Source organism: Micromonospora sp. KC606, assembly GCF_004348675.1.
In the GTDB taxonomy this organism is placed as follows: domain Bacteria; phylum Actinomycetota; class Actinomycetes; order Mycobacteriales; family Micromonosporaceae; genus Micromonospora.
Map to the genome: position 1 here is coordinate 18,544 of NZ_SMKN01000015.1, position 13,726 is coordinate 32,269.

Annotated in this window: 19 protein-coding genes and 2 pseudogenes; 15 read left to right on the forward strand and 6 right to left on the reverse strand. The window is 69.7% G+C overall.

What is annotated here, in order from left to right:
- Positions 1 to 208: 208 nt before the first annotated feature.
- A pseudogene (locus tag E1193_RS06035) lies at positions 209 to 832 on the reverse strand (Tn3 family transposase); the annotation flags it as partial.
- A complete protein-coding gene (locus E1193_RS06040; RefSeq protein WP_132181058.1) occupies positions 833 to 1,162 on the reverse strand; it encodes a nucleoside triphosphate pyrophosphohydrolase family protein in 330 nt (109 codons plus the stop codon).
- A gap of 713 nt (positions 1,163 to 1,875) precedes the next feature.
- Between E1193_RS06040 and E1193_RS06045 the strand changes: the two genes are divergently transcribed.
- The 13 genes from E1193_RS06045 to E1193_RS33675 all read left to right on the forward strand — a co-directional run bounded on the left by E1193_RS06045 (position 1,876) and on the right by E1193_RS33675 (position 7,800).
- Positions 1,876 to 2,202 (forward strand): PadR family transcriptional regulator, encoded by a 327-nt coding sequence (locus E1193_RS06045; RefSeq protein ID WP_132181060.1) that lies wholly within the window; start codon positions 1,876 to 1,878, stop codon positions 2,200 to 2,202.
- Positions 2,199 to 2,555 (forward strand): DUF1048 domain-containing protein, encoded by a 357-nt coding sequence (locus E1193_RS06050; protein ID WP_132181062.1) that lies wholly within the window; start codon positions 2,199 to 2,201, stop codon positions 2,553 to 2,555. The genes E1193_RS06045 and E1193_RS06050 overlap by 4 nt, the downstream gene beginning before the upstream one ends.
- 1 nt (position 2,556) lies before the next feature.
- Positions 2,557 to 2,883 carry a DUF1048 domain-containing protein gene (locus E1193_RS06055; RefSeq protein WP_132181064.1) on the forward strand — a complete coding sequence of 109 codons (327 nt, stop codon included), beginning with the start codon at positions 2,557 to 2,559 and terminating at the stop codon, positions 2,881 to 2,883.
- A gap of 267 nt (positions 2,884 to 3,150) precedes the next feature.
- Positions 3,151 to 3,405, forward strand: a complete 255-nt coding sequence (locus E1193_RS06060; RefSeq protein WP_207922583.1) for a rhodanese-like domain-containing protein — start codon at positions 3,151 to 3,153, stop codon at positions 3,403 to 3,405.
- Positions 3,402 to 3,752, forward strand: coding sequence for a sulfurtransferase TusA family protein (locus tag E1193_RS06065; protein WP_132181066.1), 351 nt, complete (start codon positions 3,402 to 3,404; stop codon positions 3,750 to 3,752). The genes E1193_RS06060 and E1193_RS06065 overlap by 4 nt, the downstream gene beginning before the upstream one ends.
- 3 nt (positions 3,753 to 3,755) lie before the next feature.
- Positions 3,756 to 5,003 carry a MalY/PatB family protein gene (locus tag E1193_RS06070; RefSeq protein WP_243707316.1) on the forward strand — a complete coding sequence of 416 codons (1,248 nt, stop codon included), beginning with the start codon at positions 3,756 to 3,758 and terminating at the stop codon, positions 5,001 to 5,003.
- Between the two features lie 203 nt (positions 5,004 to 5,206).
- Positions 5,207 to 5,539, forward strand: coding sequence for a hypothetical protein (locus E1193_RS06075; protein ID WP_132181068.1), 333 nt, complete (start codon positions 5,207 to 5,209; stop codon positions 5,537 to 5,539).
- Complete coding sequence (locus E1193_RS06080) at positions 5,536 to 5,745, forward strand: MerR family DNA-binding transcriptional regulator (protein WP_243707317.1); 210 nt, start codon at positions 5,536 to 5,538, stop codon at positions 5,743 to 5,745. Before E1193_RS06075 ends, E1193_RS06080 begins: the two co-directional genes overlap by 4 nt.
- Positions 5,742 to 6,104: a YnfA family protein gene (locus E1193_RS06085; RefSeq protein WP_132181070.1), complete on the forward strand. Its 363-nt coding sequence runs from the start codon at positions 5,742 to 5,744 to the stop codon at positions 6,102 to 6,104. Before E1193_RS06080 ends, E1193_RS06085 begins: the two co-directional genes overlap by 4 nt.
- A gap of 47 nt (positions 6,105 to 6,151) precedes the next feature.
- Positions 6,152 to 6,487, forward strand: a complete 336-nt coding sequence (locus E1193_RS06090) for a metalloregulator ArsR/SmtB family transcription factor (protein ID WP_132181072.1) — start codon at positions 6,152 to 6,154, stop codon at positions 6,485 to 6,487.
- Positions 6,487 to 7,266: a cation transporter gene (locus tag E1193_RS06095; RefSeq protein ID WP_132181156.1), complete on the forward strand. Its 780-nt coding sequence runs from the start codon at positions 6,487 to 6,489 to the stop codon at positions 7,264 to 7,266. Before E1193_RS06090 ends, E1193_RS06095 begins: the two co-directional genes overlap by 1 nt.
- The gene (locus E1193_RS06100; protein WP_207922584.1) at positions 7,221 to 7,676 is read left to right on the forward strand and encodes a DUF3703 domain-containing protein; all 456 of its coding nucleotides are present in this window, start codon (positions 7,221 to 7,223) and stop codon (positions 7,674 to 7,676) included. The genes E1193_RS06095 and E1193_RS06100 overlap by 46 nt, the downstream gene beginning before the upstream one ends.
- Positions 7,669 to 7,800 carry a hypothetical protein gene (locus E1193_RS33675; protein WP_279433297.1) on the forward strand — a complete coding sequence of 44 codons (132 nt, stop codon included), beginning with the start codon at positions 7,669 to 7,671 and terminating at the stop codon, positions 7,798 to 7,800. The genes E1193_RS06100 and E1193_RS33675 overlap by 8 nt, the downstream gene beginning before the upstream one ends.
- 23 nt (positions 7,801 to 7,823) lie before the next feature.
- Here E1193_RS33675 and E1193_RS06105 read toward each other — a convergent pair whose 3' ends face one another.
- Together E1193_RS06105 and E1193_RS06110 are read right to left on the reverse strand one after the other, a co-directional pair.
- Positions 7,824 to 8,606 carry a Tn3 family transposase gene (locus tag E1193_RS06105; RefSeq protein ID WP_207922585.1) on the reverse strand — a complete coding sequence of 261 codons (783 nt, stop codon included), beginning with the start codon at positions 8,604 to 8,606 and terminating at the stop codon, positions 7,824 to 7,826.
- A 245-nt stretch (positions 8,607 to 8,851) separates the two neighbouring features.
- A complete protein-coding gene (locus E1193_RS06110; RefSeq protein WP_132181074.1) occupies positions 8,852 to 9,685 on the reverse strand; it encodes an alpha/beta hydrolase in 834 nt (277 codons plus the stop codon).
- A 75-nt stretch (positions 9,686 to 9,760) separates the two neighbouring features.
- Between E1193_RS06110 and E1193_RS06115 the strand changes: the two genes are divergently transcribed.
- The gene (locus tag E1193_RS06115) at positions 9,761 to 10,387 is read left to right on the forward strand and encodes a TetR/AcrR family transcriptional regulator (protein ID WP_132181076.1); all 627 of its coding nucleotides are present in this window, start codon (positions 9,761 to 9,763) and stop codon (positions 10,385 to 10,387) included.
- A 497-nt stretch (positions 10,388 to 10,884) separates the two neighbouring features.
- Here E1193_RS06115 and E1193_RS06120 read toward each other — a convergent pair.
- A pseudogene (locus E1193_RS06120) lies at positions 10,885 to 11,748 on the reverse strand (NAD(P)-dependent oxidoreductase); the annotation flags it as partial.
- Positions 11,749 to 11,796: 48 nt separating this feature from the next.
- A complete protein-coding gene (locus tag E1193_RS06125) occupies positions 11,797 to 12,510 on the reverse strand; it encodes an SDR family NAD(P)-dependent oxidoreductase (protein ID WP_132181080.1) in 714 nt (237 codons plus the stop codon).
- Positions 12,511 to 12,591: 81 nt separating this feature from the next.
- Here E1193_RS06125 and E1193_RS06130 point away from each other — a divergent pair, with 81 nt between their 5' ends.
- On the forward strand, positions 12,592 to 13,560 hold the full coding sequence (locus E1193_RS06130) for an AraC family transcriptional regulator (RefSeq protein WP_132181082.1): 969 nt from the start codon (positions 12,592 to 12,594) through the stop codon (positions 13,558 to 13,560).
- The last annotated feature ends 166 nt before the right edge of the window (positions 13,561 to 13,726 follow it).

Genomic DNA, 13,726 nt, shown 5'->3' on the forward strand with positions numbered 1-13,726 from the left:
ACGCCTGCCGCCCGCATACCGCCGACTGGGCCTACGTCAGCCCAGCGGCCCTGTTCGAACCCGGTGTCCGGACCGGCGGCTACCGTCGCGGCGCCACAACTCTCGTCGTGGCCCCGGACGGTTCGTCGCGCATCTCGGCCGAGGACCTCGCCGTCGCGGTGCTCGACGAGCTGGAGCAGCCGGCGGGGGAACGGCATTTCTCCGTCGGTTACCGACAGCAACGCACTCCTCCCGCCCGAGCGGGGGTGCGTCTCGCCGGAACGGCGATCCGTGAAGACCGCCGCGGAACGCGCTGTCGCACGGCCGGCAGCACAGCCTCCGGCGGCAGTAGCTTATCGCCGAGCCTCACCGGCCAGATGTGCGCCAGGACCTCGCCGTCGACGTCGCGACCGGTCCGGCGCAGGGCGGCCACGCCGAGGGCGTCATACTCCGTCGACCAGCAGACGATCGCGTTCGTGGCCAGTGTGAGGCACCACATCTGTTCGGTCTGCTGCTCGTGGTGCCGGCGTCGCAGCGCGCCCTCGCCGGCGTACGCGAGGAAGCGGCGCAGAGCGTGCAGGTTCTCGCCCTTGTTCAGCTGCCGGGCGTTGCGCTGCCGGTAGGTCTCGTCGACCAGGTGGCGGGCGGAGTAGACGGTACGGCGCAGCGCCCCGTACTCCTCGAGCGCGGACGTGAGCGCGTTCTGCTGCCGCTTCGACGAGCACAGCTTCCCGACGACCAGCGCCGCAGTGGCGTGCCCGCCCTGCACGAACGCGGCGACCCGCGGCAGGTCGTCCCACATGTTCGTGATCAGGTCCAGGTTCGCCACCCCGGCTTCGACGAGAGCCCCAGCTCAACGGTTGTCGCCGCTGCCGCCCAGCACGCCACGGCCCTGGCGGCTGGCCAGCTTGGCCATGTTGGCAGTCGCGATGTCGTCCAGCGAAAGATCGAGATAATCGGCGAGCACCGCCACGTACCAGAGCACGTCACCGAGTTCCTTGGCGATGTCGGCCCGGTCGATCCGCGACTCGTCGCTGTCGAGGTCCCGAACCCACTTCTTGAACTTCTCGGCGATCTCTCCCGACTCGCCGACCAGCCCGAGCACCAGGTGCAGCAGCTCGTTCTTCTTGTCACGCGGAGCGGCAGTACGAAGGGCGCCGCGCTGATACTCGTCCAGGTCCATGGCGGACCAGTATGTCGAACCCCTCATACGAGTTCGACCACGACGCCCCGCCACGAGCCCTCCGCACAGGGCAGCGCCCTCATCGCGCCCATCAACCTCGCGTGGGATCCCGCCACCGGGCTCGCCACCCAGGCGCAAGACTCGCCAGTTTGCCTGAGAGGCGTTCCAGTTTGGGGGGCCGGTGAGATCGGCCCGCATTATTGAATTATCGATAACACTAATCCATCAACTCTTCCGGACCTAGCGGACATATCGGTGCCACACCATAATGACTGTTCTGTTGCAGTCCGCAGCGCGAGGGCCGCAGAGGAGAATGGGGCACCTGTCCTGGGCTGGCGAAGCTGATGCGGTCTGCCCAGATTCCTCGGGCGCACGGCTTCGATCGATGGACACCCCGGCGTGGCGCGTTGGTGGATGTCGAGATCGACGCCGACCGCCTGTGTAGCAGCGGGGCCGGCGGTGCTGGGCTGCGCCGCAGGGCAGCGGTCCGCCGGAGCCGTTGATGCCGGCGCGGGAACAACCGGCCCGGTAGCCCGGTGCGCTGCAGGTAGAGCCGAGCAGCGCGAGGTGGCTGCAGTCGTCGAGCAGCGCGGTGCGCACGGCGCCGCCCTTGTCGAAGATCCAAGCCGAGGAACGGTTCAACGTGCTACTTGGTGCTACCGTATAGCGGTACTCGGTAGTACGAGGTACCGGGGGATCGAAGAGGAGCCGCGATGGACGACCTGACGGAGATGCTCAAGGGCACGCTCGAAGGCTGCGTGCTCGAGATCATCGGCGGCGAGGAGACCTACGGGTACGCCATCACGCGTCGATTGAACGAGCTCGGCTTCACCGACGTCATCGAGGGGACGGTGTACACCATCTTGCTGCGACTGGAGCGGAACGGACTCGTCGAGGTGACGAAACGACCGTCCGAGGTGGGCCCGCCGCGCAAGTTCTACGCGCTCAACGACGCCGGGCGTGAGGAGCTCGCGAGGTTCTGGGCGAAGTGGCAGTACGTCTCGTCACGCATCGACAGGCTCAAGGAGGGCGGGAGATGAGCTTCTGGGAGACCATCACAGGCAGCGATCTCACCAGGGAATGGAAGGTGTTCGAAGCCCGGGCAGAGGAATTGCCGGGCGACTACCGGGCAGCGTGGGAACAGATCAAGGTGCATCTGTTCCGCTACGCGGGCTTCACGGGTCGCAACCTGATGCCGATCGTCGACGCCGCCCTGGGGCTGCTCGAAGAAGCATCGGCGGACGACCGGAGCATCCACGAGGTGCTCGGCGACGACATCCCCGGCTTTTGTACGGCGCTCGCCGGCGGAGAGGGAGCCCGGACCTATCGCGACCGGTGGCGCGAGCAGTTGAACAGGAACCTGGCAAGGAAATTGGGCCGGCTGGGAGGCTGACGTGGGCATCCAAGACATCATCGAGGGCAAGAAGCAGTGGTGGGCGCACGCGGCTCGGGTCAAGGCGCTCCCGCCGGACTACCAGATCGTCTACAAGGAGGTGCAGAGGTACCTGTTCAAGGTCGGACCGATCGACCTGCCTGACGGGCGCCTGCTCCCCGGGATCGTCGACTTCTTCGAGGAGGGCGTCGCGGCCGGCAAGGGCGTTGTGGAACTTATCGGCACCGACGTCGCCGCCTTCTGCGACGACCTGGTCAGGGACTCACGCACCTACGCGGACGTCTATCAGGAGTCCATCAGCGGGAACCCCGGCACCGACGAGAAGTAACACCCGCCGTCATCATGCCAGCGGGCACAATCCCGCACGCGCCTGGCGAGCTGGGTACCCGCCGGCCGAGACCGCCGACGGGCATCTCGTGCTTGCTGCGGCCGGGAAGGGTTCACCGCAGAGCCCCGCAGGTGAATGTTGATCGTGGTTGGGCCTGCACGGGTACGGTAAGCCGGTCGCTGGCAAGCCGGGAAGAGGACGGGTAGAGGAAGATCAGTGAGCGATTACGGGACGGCCTGTGGAGGATCCGGCTCGCGATCGCCGGGGGTGCCATCGCTTACCGGCCGCTCGCAACTCGCCAACGAAGCCACGCGCGGGCGAGGCTCCATACCCCTGGAACAGCTGCCCCACCGGCTCGCCGAGCTGCCCGGCGACGTCGAGGTCGTCGCGTACTGCCGCGGCGCGTACTGCGTGCTTTCCCATGACGCCGTGCGGCTGCTCACCGCCAGCGGTCGCCGCGCCGCCCGGCTGGTCGACGGCATGCTCGAGTGGCGCCTGGCCGACCTGCCCGTCGCCGCGTGAGCGACTCCGTCGTGCTCGACGGCGGCGACCGCCGCTGCGTGCAGTTGCTCATCGAGCTGCGCCGTCTCACCCTCACGGTCGAGGCCGGTACGCTCATCCACCTCATCGCCACCGACCCCGCCGCGCCGCTGGACCTGCCCGCCTGGTGCCACCTCACCGGCCACACCTACCTCGGCGCGGTAGACGGCCGGCAGCGCCCCACCATGCGATACACACCGCCGCAGCACCGGCAGCACACATCCGAACCGACCGTGGCACGCCCCGCCGGCCACGCCGTGACCGATCGTCGGCCGGCCCGCCGATCCCGGAAGGCGGCGGGGTGTCCGTCCCCATCCGAAGGAGCGTGACCGGTGGCATCCACCGCGTGGGAGCCGACTGAGCCCGACGGCGTCGTGGCGAATCCGTTGGAACAGCTGACGCTCGAGCAGCTGCGCACCAGGACCAGCATGAAGTGGACCGCCTACCCGACCGACGTGTTGCCGCTGTGGGTAGCCGAGATGGACGTCCTACTCGCTCCTGCGGTGGCCGACACCCTGCACCGCGCTGTCGCCGCCGGTGACACCGGCTATCCCAGCGGGCACGCCTACGCCGACGCGCTGGCCGGCTTCGCCGCGGACCGCTGGCAGTGGGACGGGATCGCCGTCGAGCGCACCGCGATCGTCGCGGACGTGATGGTGGGCATCGTCGAGACCTTACGGTTGCTCACCGATCCCGGCGACGTAGTGGTCGTCTGCGCCCCGGTCTATCCGCCCTTTTACGCCTTCGTCACCCACGCCGACCGCCGTGTGATCGAGGCGCCGCTCACCGTCGGCGGACGGCTCGACATCGACGCGCTCGCCGACGCGTTCACCGCGGCGCGCCGGCTGTCGCAGCGTCCGGTGCTGCTGTTGTGCAACCCACACAACCCGACCGGCGCCGTGCACACCAGCAGCGAGTTGATCGCCGTCGCCGCCTTGGCCCGCCACCACGGGGTGCGGGTCGTCTCCGACGAGATCCACGCGCCCCTGGTTCTTCCCGGCGCCGAGTTCGTCTCCTACCTCAGCGTTCCCGGAGCCGAGGACGCGTTCGCGCTGTTCTCCGCCTCCAAAGGGTGGAACCTGGCCGGGCTGAAAGCCGCCCTGCTCGTCGCCGGGCCCGAGGCCGCCGCCGATCTGGCTCGCCTGCCCGAGGAGGTCAGCCACGGCCCCAGCCACCTGGGCATCCTGGCCCACACCGCAGCATTCACCCACGGCCGTACGTGGCTCGACGCCCTGCTCGCCGGTCTCGGCCGCAACCGCAGCCTGCTCGCGTCACTGGTGACCGAGCATCTGCCGCAGGTCGACATGATGCACCCGCAGGCCACCTACCTGGCCTGGCTGGACTGCCGCCGGCTCGGCTTGCACTCGAGCAACCCGCAGAACGGGCCCGGTGTGGTCAGTGAACTAGCCGGGCCCGCCCGGATGTTCCTCGACCAGGCCCGCGTCGCGCTCAGCTCCGGACACGTGTTCGGCACCGGCGGCGCCGGCTTCGTCCGGATCAACTACGCCACCTCACATGCCATCCTGCACGACGCCGTGCAGCGCATGGGTGCAGCCGTCGCCACGACCCAGACCAGATAGGGCTAACCGACCACGGACCCCGTCGCCGCAGGCGCCGCGTACGACGCCGCCGACGGCAACGAGACGGTCCCCACCGTCCACGTCGCCGGGCAGTGGCTGGTCAACCCCCGCGCCACCATCGTCGAACACCTCGCCCGACGCTGACTCATCCGGAGCGAACCAGACTTGCATCCTGTACCCGGGTACAGGCTTACCGTCGTGGCATGACCAGCGATGACCCGGCGTGGGCGCCCGAGGCGTGCACCCTACCGACCGTGGACCGACCGCTACGGCTGGCCGAGTTCGATGACCTGTTCGCCGCCGCCCTGCACCGGCAGCAGCGGCTCTCGCCGACGGCACTGCGGTGGCATCTCGACCCGGCCGCCGAGGCGACCGCCCGGGATCTGACCGACCGGGAGAGTTCCTGCTGCTCCTTCTTCTCCTTCACCTTCACCGCGGACGGCCCGGTCCTGCGGCTGGACGTCGAGGTGCCGGCCACGCACGTCGACGTCCTCGACGCGCTCGCCGCCCGGGCGGCCGCGATGGTGCCGGCGTGAGCGGGCTGCGCAGCAGCCAGATCGCCACGGCGGCCGGGGTCAACCTGCAAACGCTGCGCTACTACGAACGCCGCGGCCTGCTGGCCGAGCCGCAGCGCAGCCTGGGCGGGCACCGGCTCTACCCACCGGAATCCGTCGCCCTCCGGTGGGTGCGGCGGTGGGACCTGCGGATGCTGACCCGCTGGTGTGCTGCCACAACCCTATGATGATCATTCGGTCCATCCTGCTGTTCGTCGTCGCGGCGCTCGCCGAGATCGGCGGCGCCTGGCTGATCTGGCAAGGCGTACGCGAGCACAGGGGCTTGGTGTGGGTCGGCGCCGGCATCGCCGCCCTCGGCGCCTACGGCTTCGTCGCCACCTTCCAGCCCGACCCCAACTTCGGCCGGATCCTGGCCGCCTACGGCGGCGTCTTCGTCGCCGGCTCCCTGGCCTGGGGCATGGTTGTCGACAAGTTCCGCCCCGACCGGTGGGACATCATCGGCGCCGTCATCTGCCTGCTCGGCGTCGCCGTGATCATGTACGCCCCACGCCACGCCGCAGCTGACGGCGGCTGGGGGTCACTGTGAGCCCACCCGCACACCCCTGCCGTTAGTACAGCATCGGATGTACTGTCTTGGATGTGGAGACGTTGACGTACGGGCAGGTGCTGGCTCGCTTCGGCCATGCCCTGTCGGATCCGACCCGGGCGCGGCTGCTGCTGGCGCTGCGCGATGGGCCCGGCTATCCCGCGCAGCTGGCTGAGCTGCTGGGCACGACCCGGCAGAACCTGTCCAACCATCTCACCTGCCTGCGCGGCTGCGGCCTGGTCGTCGCCGCGCCCGAGGGCCGGCGCACCCGCTACGAGCTGGCCGACCCGCGGCTGGCGCACGCCCTGGGTGACCTGCTCAGCCTGGTTCTCGCGGTCGACCCGGCCGCGTGCACGGACTCCGACGTGAAGGGCTGCTGCTGATGGGCCTGCCGCTGATCCAGCTGGCCCCGACCGGTCCCACACCGGCGCGGCGCGCGGTGCTCGCGCGGCGGGTGCGGCTGTTCGTCGCCGCCACGATCACTTACAACGTCATCGAGGCGGTCGTGGCGATCACCGCGGGCACCCTGGCGTCGTCGACGGCGCTGATCGGCTTCGGCCTGGACTCGATCATCGAGGTGGCCTCGGCGGCGGCGGTGGCATGGCAGTTCGCCGGCCGCGACCCCGAGGCCCGCGAGAACGTGGCGCTGCGCATCATCGCCGTGTCGTTCTTCGCCCTCGCCGCCTACGTCTCCGTCGAGTCGGTGCGCGCCCTGATCGGCGGCGCCGAGGCCGAGCACTCCTCCATCGGCCTGGTCCTGGCCGCGGTGTCCCTTGCGGTGATGCCGGTGCTGTCGTACGCGCAGCGCCGCGCCGGTCGCGAACTCGGCTCCCGCTCAGCGGTAGCCGACTCCAAGCAGACCCTGCTGTGCACCTACCTGTCCGCGGTCCTGCTCGTCGGCCTGGCGGTCAACAGCTTGTTCGGCTGGTCCTGGGCCGACCCGATCGCCGCCCTGGTCATCGCCGCCGTTGCGGTCAAGGAAGGCCGCGAGGCCTGGAAGGGAGACAACTGCTGCGCCCCGAACGCCGCCCTGCACGCGACCGCGAGCGCCAGCACCGCGAACGTCGCCACCGGTGACGCGCCGGCTGAGACGGCCGCCGCCGGTGAGGCGGACGCGTGCGGCTGTCGCCCCGGCTGCTCCTGCTGCGAAACGCCGTCATGATGCTGCGCCGGATGCCCGAGCCGGTGCGCGCCGCGTTCGCGGCCGAGTTGCACACCGCCCGCACCGCCGCTGAACCGGCGAAGGCGTGGCAGGCCGCCGAACGCGCGCACATCCTGTCGCAGCCCTGGCCGTGGCCGCACACCGTCACCCACGCCGTCATGCTGCGCCGCGCGCTGCGCGAACGCGATCCGGTCGAGGCCGTCGGACAGGTCATCCGCCTCGCCGTCGCCGGGCCCGGCTCAGCGGCCGGGCGCTATCCGGCCGGCAACACCGGCCGTGCCCGGGTGCCGCTGACCGCGCCGATGCCAATCCCCGTCGACCTAGCCGCTGTCCTCACCGGCGCCGCCATCGCCACCCCCGCACCGGCCGCCGGCTCGGCCTCTGCCGTCGAGGGAGAACGTCGTGGGTGACGACTGCTGCGGCGGCGACCGCGGCAGCGACGACGACACCGTCTCGACCCGCACCGTCTGGATCATCATCGGCGTCGTCATGCTGATCGGCTGGGGCGCCCTGGCCGGCATCCTGCTCACCTGACCCGTGACCACCGGCGCCGACAGCTACGGCCGGACCGGCGAGCCGGACGCTTGCGGCACAGCTGCGTCGCCGCGTAGCTCCAGCCGCTTGGTCATGTTCAGCTTGACCTCGCCGTACGGGGCGACGTGTGTCCAGAACAGCGGGGTCAGCCCACGCCGGTCCTCCGGGGCGAGCGCGTCGGCCCAGCCGGGTTGAGCCAGCACGTCCTGCACGAGCAGGGTGTTGACGTAGGCGACGGCGGCCTGCAGGACGTGCAGGCAGGCCACGGACAGTTCCTGTTCGTCGCGGCGATTGGTGGCGATGTCGCCGCCCTTGCCGTAGAACAGCACCTGGTTGCCACCGTTCCAGCCCTCGGCCACGTTCAGTCCGTCATGGATCTCGCGTTGCAGATCCCGGTCGCGCAGGTACCGGGCCACAAAGGCCGTCTTCACGGCGCGGCCGACCTCCAGCATCGCCTGGTACGTGGGATGGGAGGCGGCGCGGGTGAAGCGGCGCAGGATGGCCTCGGTCGACGCGGTCCCCGTGCGGATCGCGGTCGCGTACTTGATTATCTGGTCGTACTGCTCGGCGACCAGATCCCAGCGGATCGCGCGGCCCATCATCGCCGGCGCCAGCCCCGGCCAGGCACCGGCCTGCCCAGCGACGGGGCGGTAGAGCTTGACGTGGTTGATCCGCTTGATCCGCGGGTGCAGGTCGAAGCCGAGCAGCCGAGTGATCCCGAAGCCGATCTCGGACTGGCCGTGGCTGTCGGTGTAGTTCGCCTCCACCTGCATCGTGGTGCCGTGGCGCACCGCGCCCTCCACCATCGCCGCGACCGCGGCATCCCCACTCGGTCGGCGCCGCGCGGACGAAGTCGAGCAGGGACCGCTGGGAGCGGGCAGGCAGGTGCTCGTGGTGGACCCGGCTGTCAGTTTCCGAAGTCGTGTGCACGGATGTCCGAAGTTCTCTGCACCCAACCGCGAATACGCTGGTCGGCCGTACAGAGGACTTCGGAAGCTGACACCAGCCACAGTCGCATCAGTTCGACTTCGGCGGTTCACGGATTCGCCGGCTACTCGGTGCCGCGAATGAAGTCGCGGATCAGCTCGGCGGTGCGTTGCGGTTGGTCGCGCATGACCCAGGTGCGGCTCCGTTCGATCAACACAACGCGAGCGTCGGGCAGGGCCAAGGCGAGGCGTTCGGCATGGCTGACCGGGAAGAGTCTGTCATCGGCGGCCCATGCCACGAGGGCCGGTTTGGTAAAGCCTGCGAGTTCCTCGGCGATGTCGCACAGGAGGTTCCGTTCGCCGAGAGAGGCGACGAAGGCGCGGGTGTCGCGCCGGATGCCGCTGTCGGAGAAGTAGGCGGCGATCCAGTCGTCGATGAGGTGGTGCGGAAGTGGCTCGTGGGTCAGCCGGCCGTAACCGCTGGGCAGACGACGCGGGGCCCGTGATCGTAGTGGCACCAGGATGACGCTGAGCACACCCACTCTGGCCGCAGGAGCCAGCATGCGGAAGATCGGGGGCGGGAAGTTGTCGAACGCCTCGCAGCTGGTGAGGACGAGACGGCCGATCCGCTCGGCGTGCCGGACGGCGACGATCTGGGCGATGGCACCGCCGGTGTCGTTGCCGACGAGTGTCACTTGGCGCACGCCGAGCGCCTCGATGAGGTCGGCGACGACCTGACCGACGCCCTTGATACTCAGATCGACGTCAGGGCGCATCGGGGCGCGATGTGCACCGAGCGGCAGATCCGGGACGATGCAACGGAAGTCTGGGCGGAGCCGTTCAACGAGCGGCTCCCAGACTCGGCCGTCCTGGAGGAGACCGTGGAGAAAGACGACCGGTTCACCGCCGCCGGTGTCGCGGTATCGCAGGGCGCCGGCTGGCAACGTCAACTCGGCCATGAGACTCTCGTATGCAATCCATACAGCATGTACGGAATTTACATACAGTCTGTATGTAGAGCAAGGGGTGTGTTGATGACAGGTGGAACGAAACACGGCCTGCGGTCGGCGGCGACCCGGGACCGCCTTGTGGCCGCAGCCCGCGTGCTCTTCGCGGAACGCGGGTACGCGGGCGTGGGCACCGAGGAGATCGTCGCGGCGGCCGGCGTGACCCGCGGCGCGCTCTACCACCAGTTCCGCGACAAGGCGGACCTGTTCACCAGCGTTGTCGAAGCCGTGGAGGCCCGGATGATCCAGCAGGTCGCCGAGGAGGTCGGCCACCATGTCGAGGATCCGGTCGCCGGACTGCTCGGTGGGGCCAGGGTGTTTCTCACGGTGTGCGCGGAACCTGAGGTTGAACGCATCGTCCTGCGCGACGCCCCCGCCGTGCTGGGGGCCGTAGCCTGGCGGGAACTCAGCAACCGCTACAGCCTCGGCCTCATTCAGCAAACGCTGCGCAGCGCGATGGAGGCCGGTGCGATCACCCCTCAGCCGCTGGCTCCGCTCGCGCATGTGCTTATGGGCGCCCTCGACGAGGCGAGCCGGTACGTTGCGACGGCCGATGATCCCGATTCCGCGCGGCAGGAGTGCCTCCACGCTCTCGCCCAGATCGTCCACGGGCTCCGAAGCGCGTCCACTCACCACCCCGACATCGCGGCGTGAACCGGTCACGGTCAGCACTCCACCACGGCGGGGCAGCAACAGGTACAGAGGACACCTCCGACGCGGAGGCGCTGTATCGGCGGGCCGTCGACTGCGGCGCCACCGACGCGCTGCGAGAGCTGGCCCAGTTACGGGAACAGGCCGGGGACACCGCCGTCGCTGATCGGATACGGAGGTTTGGGCTGACAGGAGCCGGTGTCGTCGCGGCCGAATTAGATTTCAGGTCGTAAACCTGCGGGCAGGTGCCTGGCTGGGGTACGGGCCAAACGACGGGTAGTGCACACGACTTCGGAGCAACCCGATGTCCGAAGTCGTCTGCACACGGGCCCTCCACCAGGGGACCCCGTGCAGACGACTTCGGAAACTGACACTGGCCGCGACCGCAGATTAGGTCGTCCCGGAAACCCTCGTTTCCGGGACGGCCTCCGCGTGCTCGGCTCCGAACCTTGCAACCGGGTCGGGCCGAAGCGCGCCGCTGCCTATCAGCCCGCCGCAGTGGTCCGGAACAGCTGGACGACTCCGGTGATGTTGTCCTGGCCGTGCCCTTGGCCGATCGCCTGCTCGTAGGTGCCGGCGGCGGCGTGGGTCAGGGGAACGGTGCAGAGGCGCGAGGCGGCGTCTGCGGCGGCGTATTGCAGATCCTTGGCTACCAATTCGATGGGGAAGGCGGCGGGGAAAGTGTGGCCGAGCATCGCGGTGGCGGCGGTGGCTACGGCCGGGCTTGCCACTGGGGTGGCGGCGAGTACCTCGATGGCGCGGGCCGCATGCAGGTCGGTGTCGTGTAGTGCGCCGAGCAGTTCGGCGACGGCGGCGATCTGGACGGCGAACAGGGAGTTGACGAGTAGCTTCATCTGCGAGCCGGTCCCGGCCGGTCCCATGTAGTGCACGGCGGCGCCGATCTGTCGCAGCACCGGCTCGACCCGGTGTGCAACCGCCGGCTGCCCGCCGACGAGGAAGATCAGTGTGCCGGCATCGGCCTGGGGGCGTGAGCCCAGCACCGGAGCGTCGAGGAAGTCCACACCGCGCTGTGCACACCGGCCGGCGAGCTCGGCGGCGAAGGCCGGGGTGACGGTGGAACAGTCGACGGCGACCGTGCCCGGCGCTATCGCTGCCAGCGCGCCGATGTCCGGGGCCAGCCAGACGCTGCGGCCGGCGTCGTCATCGCGCAGCATGCTGATCACGAGGTCGCGCTGCTGCGCGGCTGCCGCTGGCGTCGACGTCGAGGTGGCGCCCGCCTCGACCAAGGCCCGAGTCGCCTCGGCCGTGCGGTTCCACACGGTGAGGTCGTGTTCGCCGGTGGCGAGCAGTCGGCGGGCCATCCGCGAGCCCATCGCGCCCAGTCCCAGGACAGCGATCTTCATTCATGCTCCTACGTAGGTCATGTGGTGGTGGGCGGTGCGCAACGATGTTCAGGCGCCCATGGTGGCGAACGCTGCGGTGAAGGCCTGCGGGTCGCGGTTCCACAGTTCGCCCATGTGCGCGGACGTCGGGTCCGGGTAGATGTCCTGGTCTCCGGCGGCGAGGCCGTCGCAGATCGCGTCGGCGACGGCCCGCGGCGCCGCTTTGGGCGCGTCCACACCGGCCAGCATGTCGGTGTCGATACCGCCGGGGTAGACGCCGTGCACGCTGACCCCGGCTCGGGTCAGTGCCGGTCGCAGGGCGAGGGTGAGCGAGTGCGCGGCGGCCTTGGACGCCGAGTAGCCCGCCATCGGCGGTGCCGGCGCGTACGCCAGCAGGGTGAGCACGTTGACCAGCGTGCCCTTGTTCTCAACCAGCACCGGGGTGAACGCCCGGATCATGTCGTAGAGGCCGGTGAAGTTGACGGCGAACTCCCGGGCCAGCCCGTCGGGGTCAGCGTCCAGGGCCGCAGCGAAAGCCGCCGCGCCGGCGTTGTTGATTAGTAGGTCGGTGTCGGCAGCGATGGTGACGAGCTGCGCGATGGCGGCCCGGTCGGTGACGTCGAGGGCGACGGGCGTGATCCGCTCATCGGCGCGGACCGTGCGCGGGTCGCGGGCACCCGCGTAGATACGCGCGGCGCCACGCTCCAGCAGGGCGTCGACGAGGGCGCGGCCCAGGCCTCGGTTGGCTCCGGTGACGACGGCGGTGCTTCCGGTGATCTCCATGCCTGTAACCCTGCCGCTCATCGCTGAGGTAATGAATGCCTGCGCTACTCGATTGTTTGTCCGTCAGTCTCAACGCACCCGATGGCTTGCCTATCACGGCCCTACGCTGTACGGGTGGATGTTCTTGGTGACGTACTGGCGCTGGCGCAGGTCGACGCGAGCCTCATGGCGACCTTCGACGCGCGAGCCCCCTGGGCCATCGAACTGCCGGCCCGCCACGGTGCCACGTTCCACGCCGTGGTCGCAGGCACCTGCTGGTTCACCGCCGACGGCGCGCCGGCGCGCCAACTGGCCCCGGGCGACCTCGTGCTGCTGCCCGCCGGCGCGCGCCACCAGTTGTCCACCCACCCGGGCCTGCCGACGCGCCGTTTCGACGAAGACCTCAAGCGCAGCCTCATCCGACCCGACGGTGAACTGGTGCTCGACGGGCCGGGCGCACGGACCCGGATCCTGTGCGCGGGCTACCACTACGCGACCGACATTCCCCATCCCGTGCTGGGTCTGCTGCCGCCGGTACTGCACGTTGCCACCGCCCAGCCGGAAAGCGGACCATGGCTACGCACGGTTCTCGACCTGCTGGCCCACGAGACCCGCAGCCGCGCCGCCACCGGCTCAGGCACCGCCGCGCTGCGCCTGCTTGACCTGCTGCTGATCCACGTCGTCCGGGCATGGCTAGACACCGAAGGTGACACCATGGACGCCTCGTGGCTGCGCGGCCTACGGGACCCGCTCACCGCTCGCGTCCTGGCCGTGCTGCACGAGCGACCCGGCCACGACTGGACCCTGGACACCCTCGCCGCGAAGGTCAACGTCTCCCGCGCCACCCTCGCCCGACGGTTCACCCACCACGTCGGCGAACCCCCACTGACCTATCTCACCCGCTGGCGCCTCGACGTGGCCGCCCGCAAACTACGCGACACCACCCTCCCGGTCGCCGCCATCGCCCACGACGTCGGCTACACCTCCGAATTCGCCTTCAACCGCGCCTTCACCCGCACCCACGGCCAACCACCCGGCCGCTACCGCCGACACGCCACCACAAAAGGGTAACCACCAGACGGCAAGCCTCCGAGCTACCCACCTCTTAGCGTTGGTTTTTCGCTGGAAACTACGGACGGGCCTCCGGTGTCGACGCCGAGGCGCACCCGCCGGCGGTGAGGACACCGGCCACCGCGACTACGAGCAGGCGACACTTCACGAGGAAGTCCCTTCAACA

Excerpts from the sequence above, each read along its gene's own strand:
- E1193_RS06040 (WP_132181058.1), bottom strand. The coding sequence starts at position 1,162 with ATGGACCTGGACGAGTATCAGCGCGGCGCCCTTCGTACTGCCGCTCCG.
- E1193_RS06045 (WP_132181060.1), top strand. The coding sequence starts at position 1,876 with ATGGACGACCTGACGGAGATGCTCAAGGGCACGCTCGAAGGCTGCGTG.
- E1193_RS06050 (WP_132181062.1), top strand. The coding sequence starts at position 2,199 with ATGAGCTTCTGGGAGACCATCACAGGCAGCGATCTCACCAGGGAATGG.
- E1193_RS06075 (WP_132181068.1), top strand. The coding sequence starts at position 5,207 with ATGACCAGCGATGACCCGGCGTGGGCGCCCGAGGCGTGCACCCTACCG.
- E1193_RS06085 (WP_132181070.1), top strand. The coding sequence starts at position 5,742 with ATGATGATCATTCGGTCCATCCTGCTGTTCGTCGTCGCGGCGCTCGCC.
- E1193_RS06095 (WP_132181156.1), top strand. The coding sequence starts at position 6,487 with ATGGGCCTGCCGCTGATCCAGCTGGCCCCGACCGGTCCCACACCGGCG.
- E1193_RS06105 (WP_207922585.1), bottom strand. The coding sequence starts at position 8,606 with ATGGTGGAGGGCGCGGTGCGCCACGGCACCACGATGCAGGTGGAGGCG.
- E1193_RS06110 (WP_132181074.1), bottom strand. The coding sequence starts at position 9,685 with ATGGCCGAGTTGACGTTGCCAGCCGGCGCCCTGCGATACCGCGACACC.
- E1193_RS06115 (WP_132181076.1), top strand. The coding sequence starts at position 9,761 with ATGACAGGTGGAACGAAACACGGCCTGCGGTCGGCGGCGACCCGGGAC.
- E1193_RS06125 (WP_132181080.1), bottom strand. The coding sequence starts at position 12,510 with ATGGAGATCACCGGAAGCACCGCCGTCGTCACCGGAGCCAACCGAGGC.
- E1193_RS06130 (WP_132181082.1), top strand. The coding sequence starts at position 12,592 with ATGGCTTGCCTATCACGGCCCTACGCTGTACGGGTGGATGTTCTTGGT.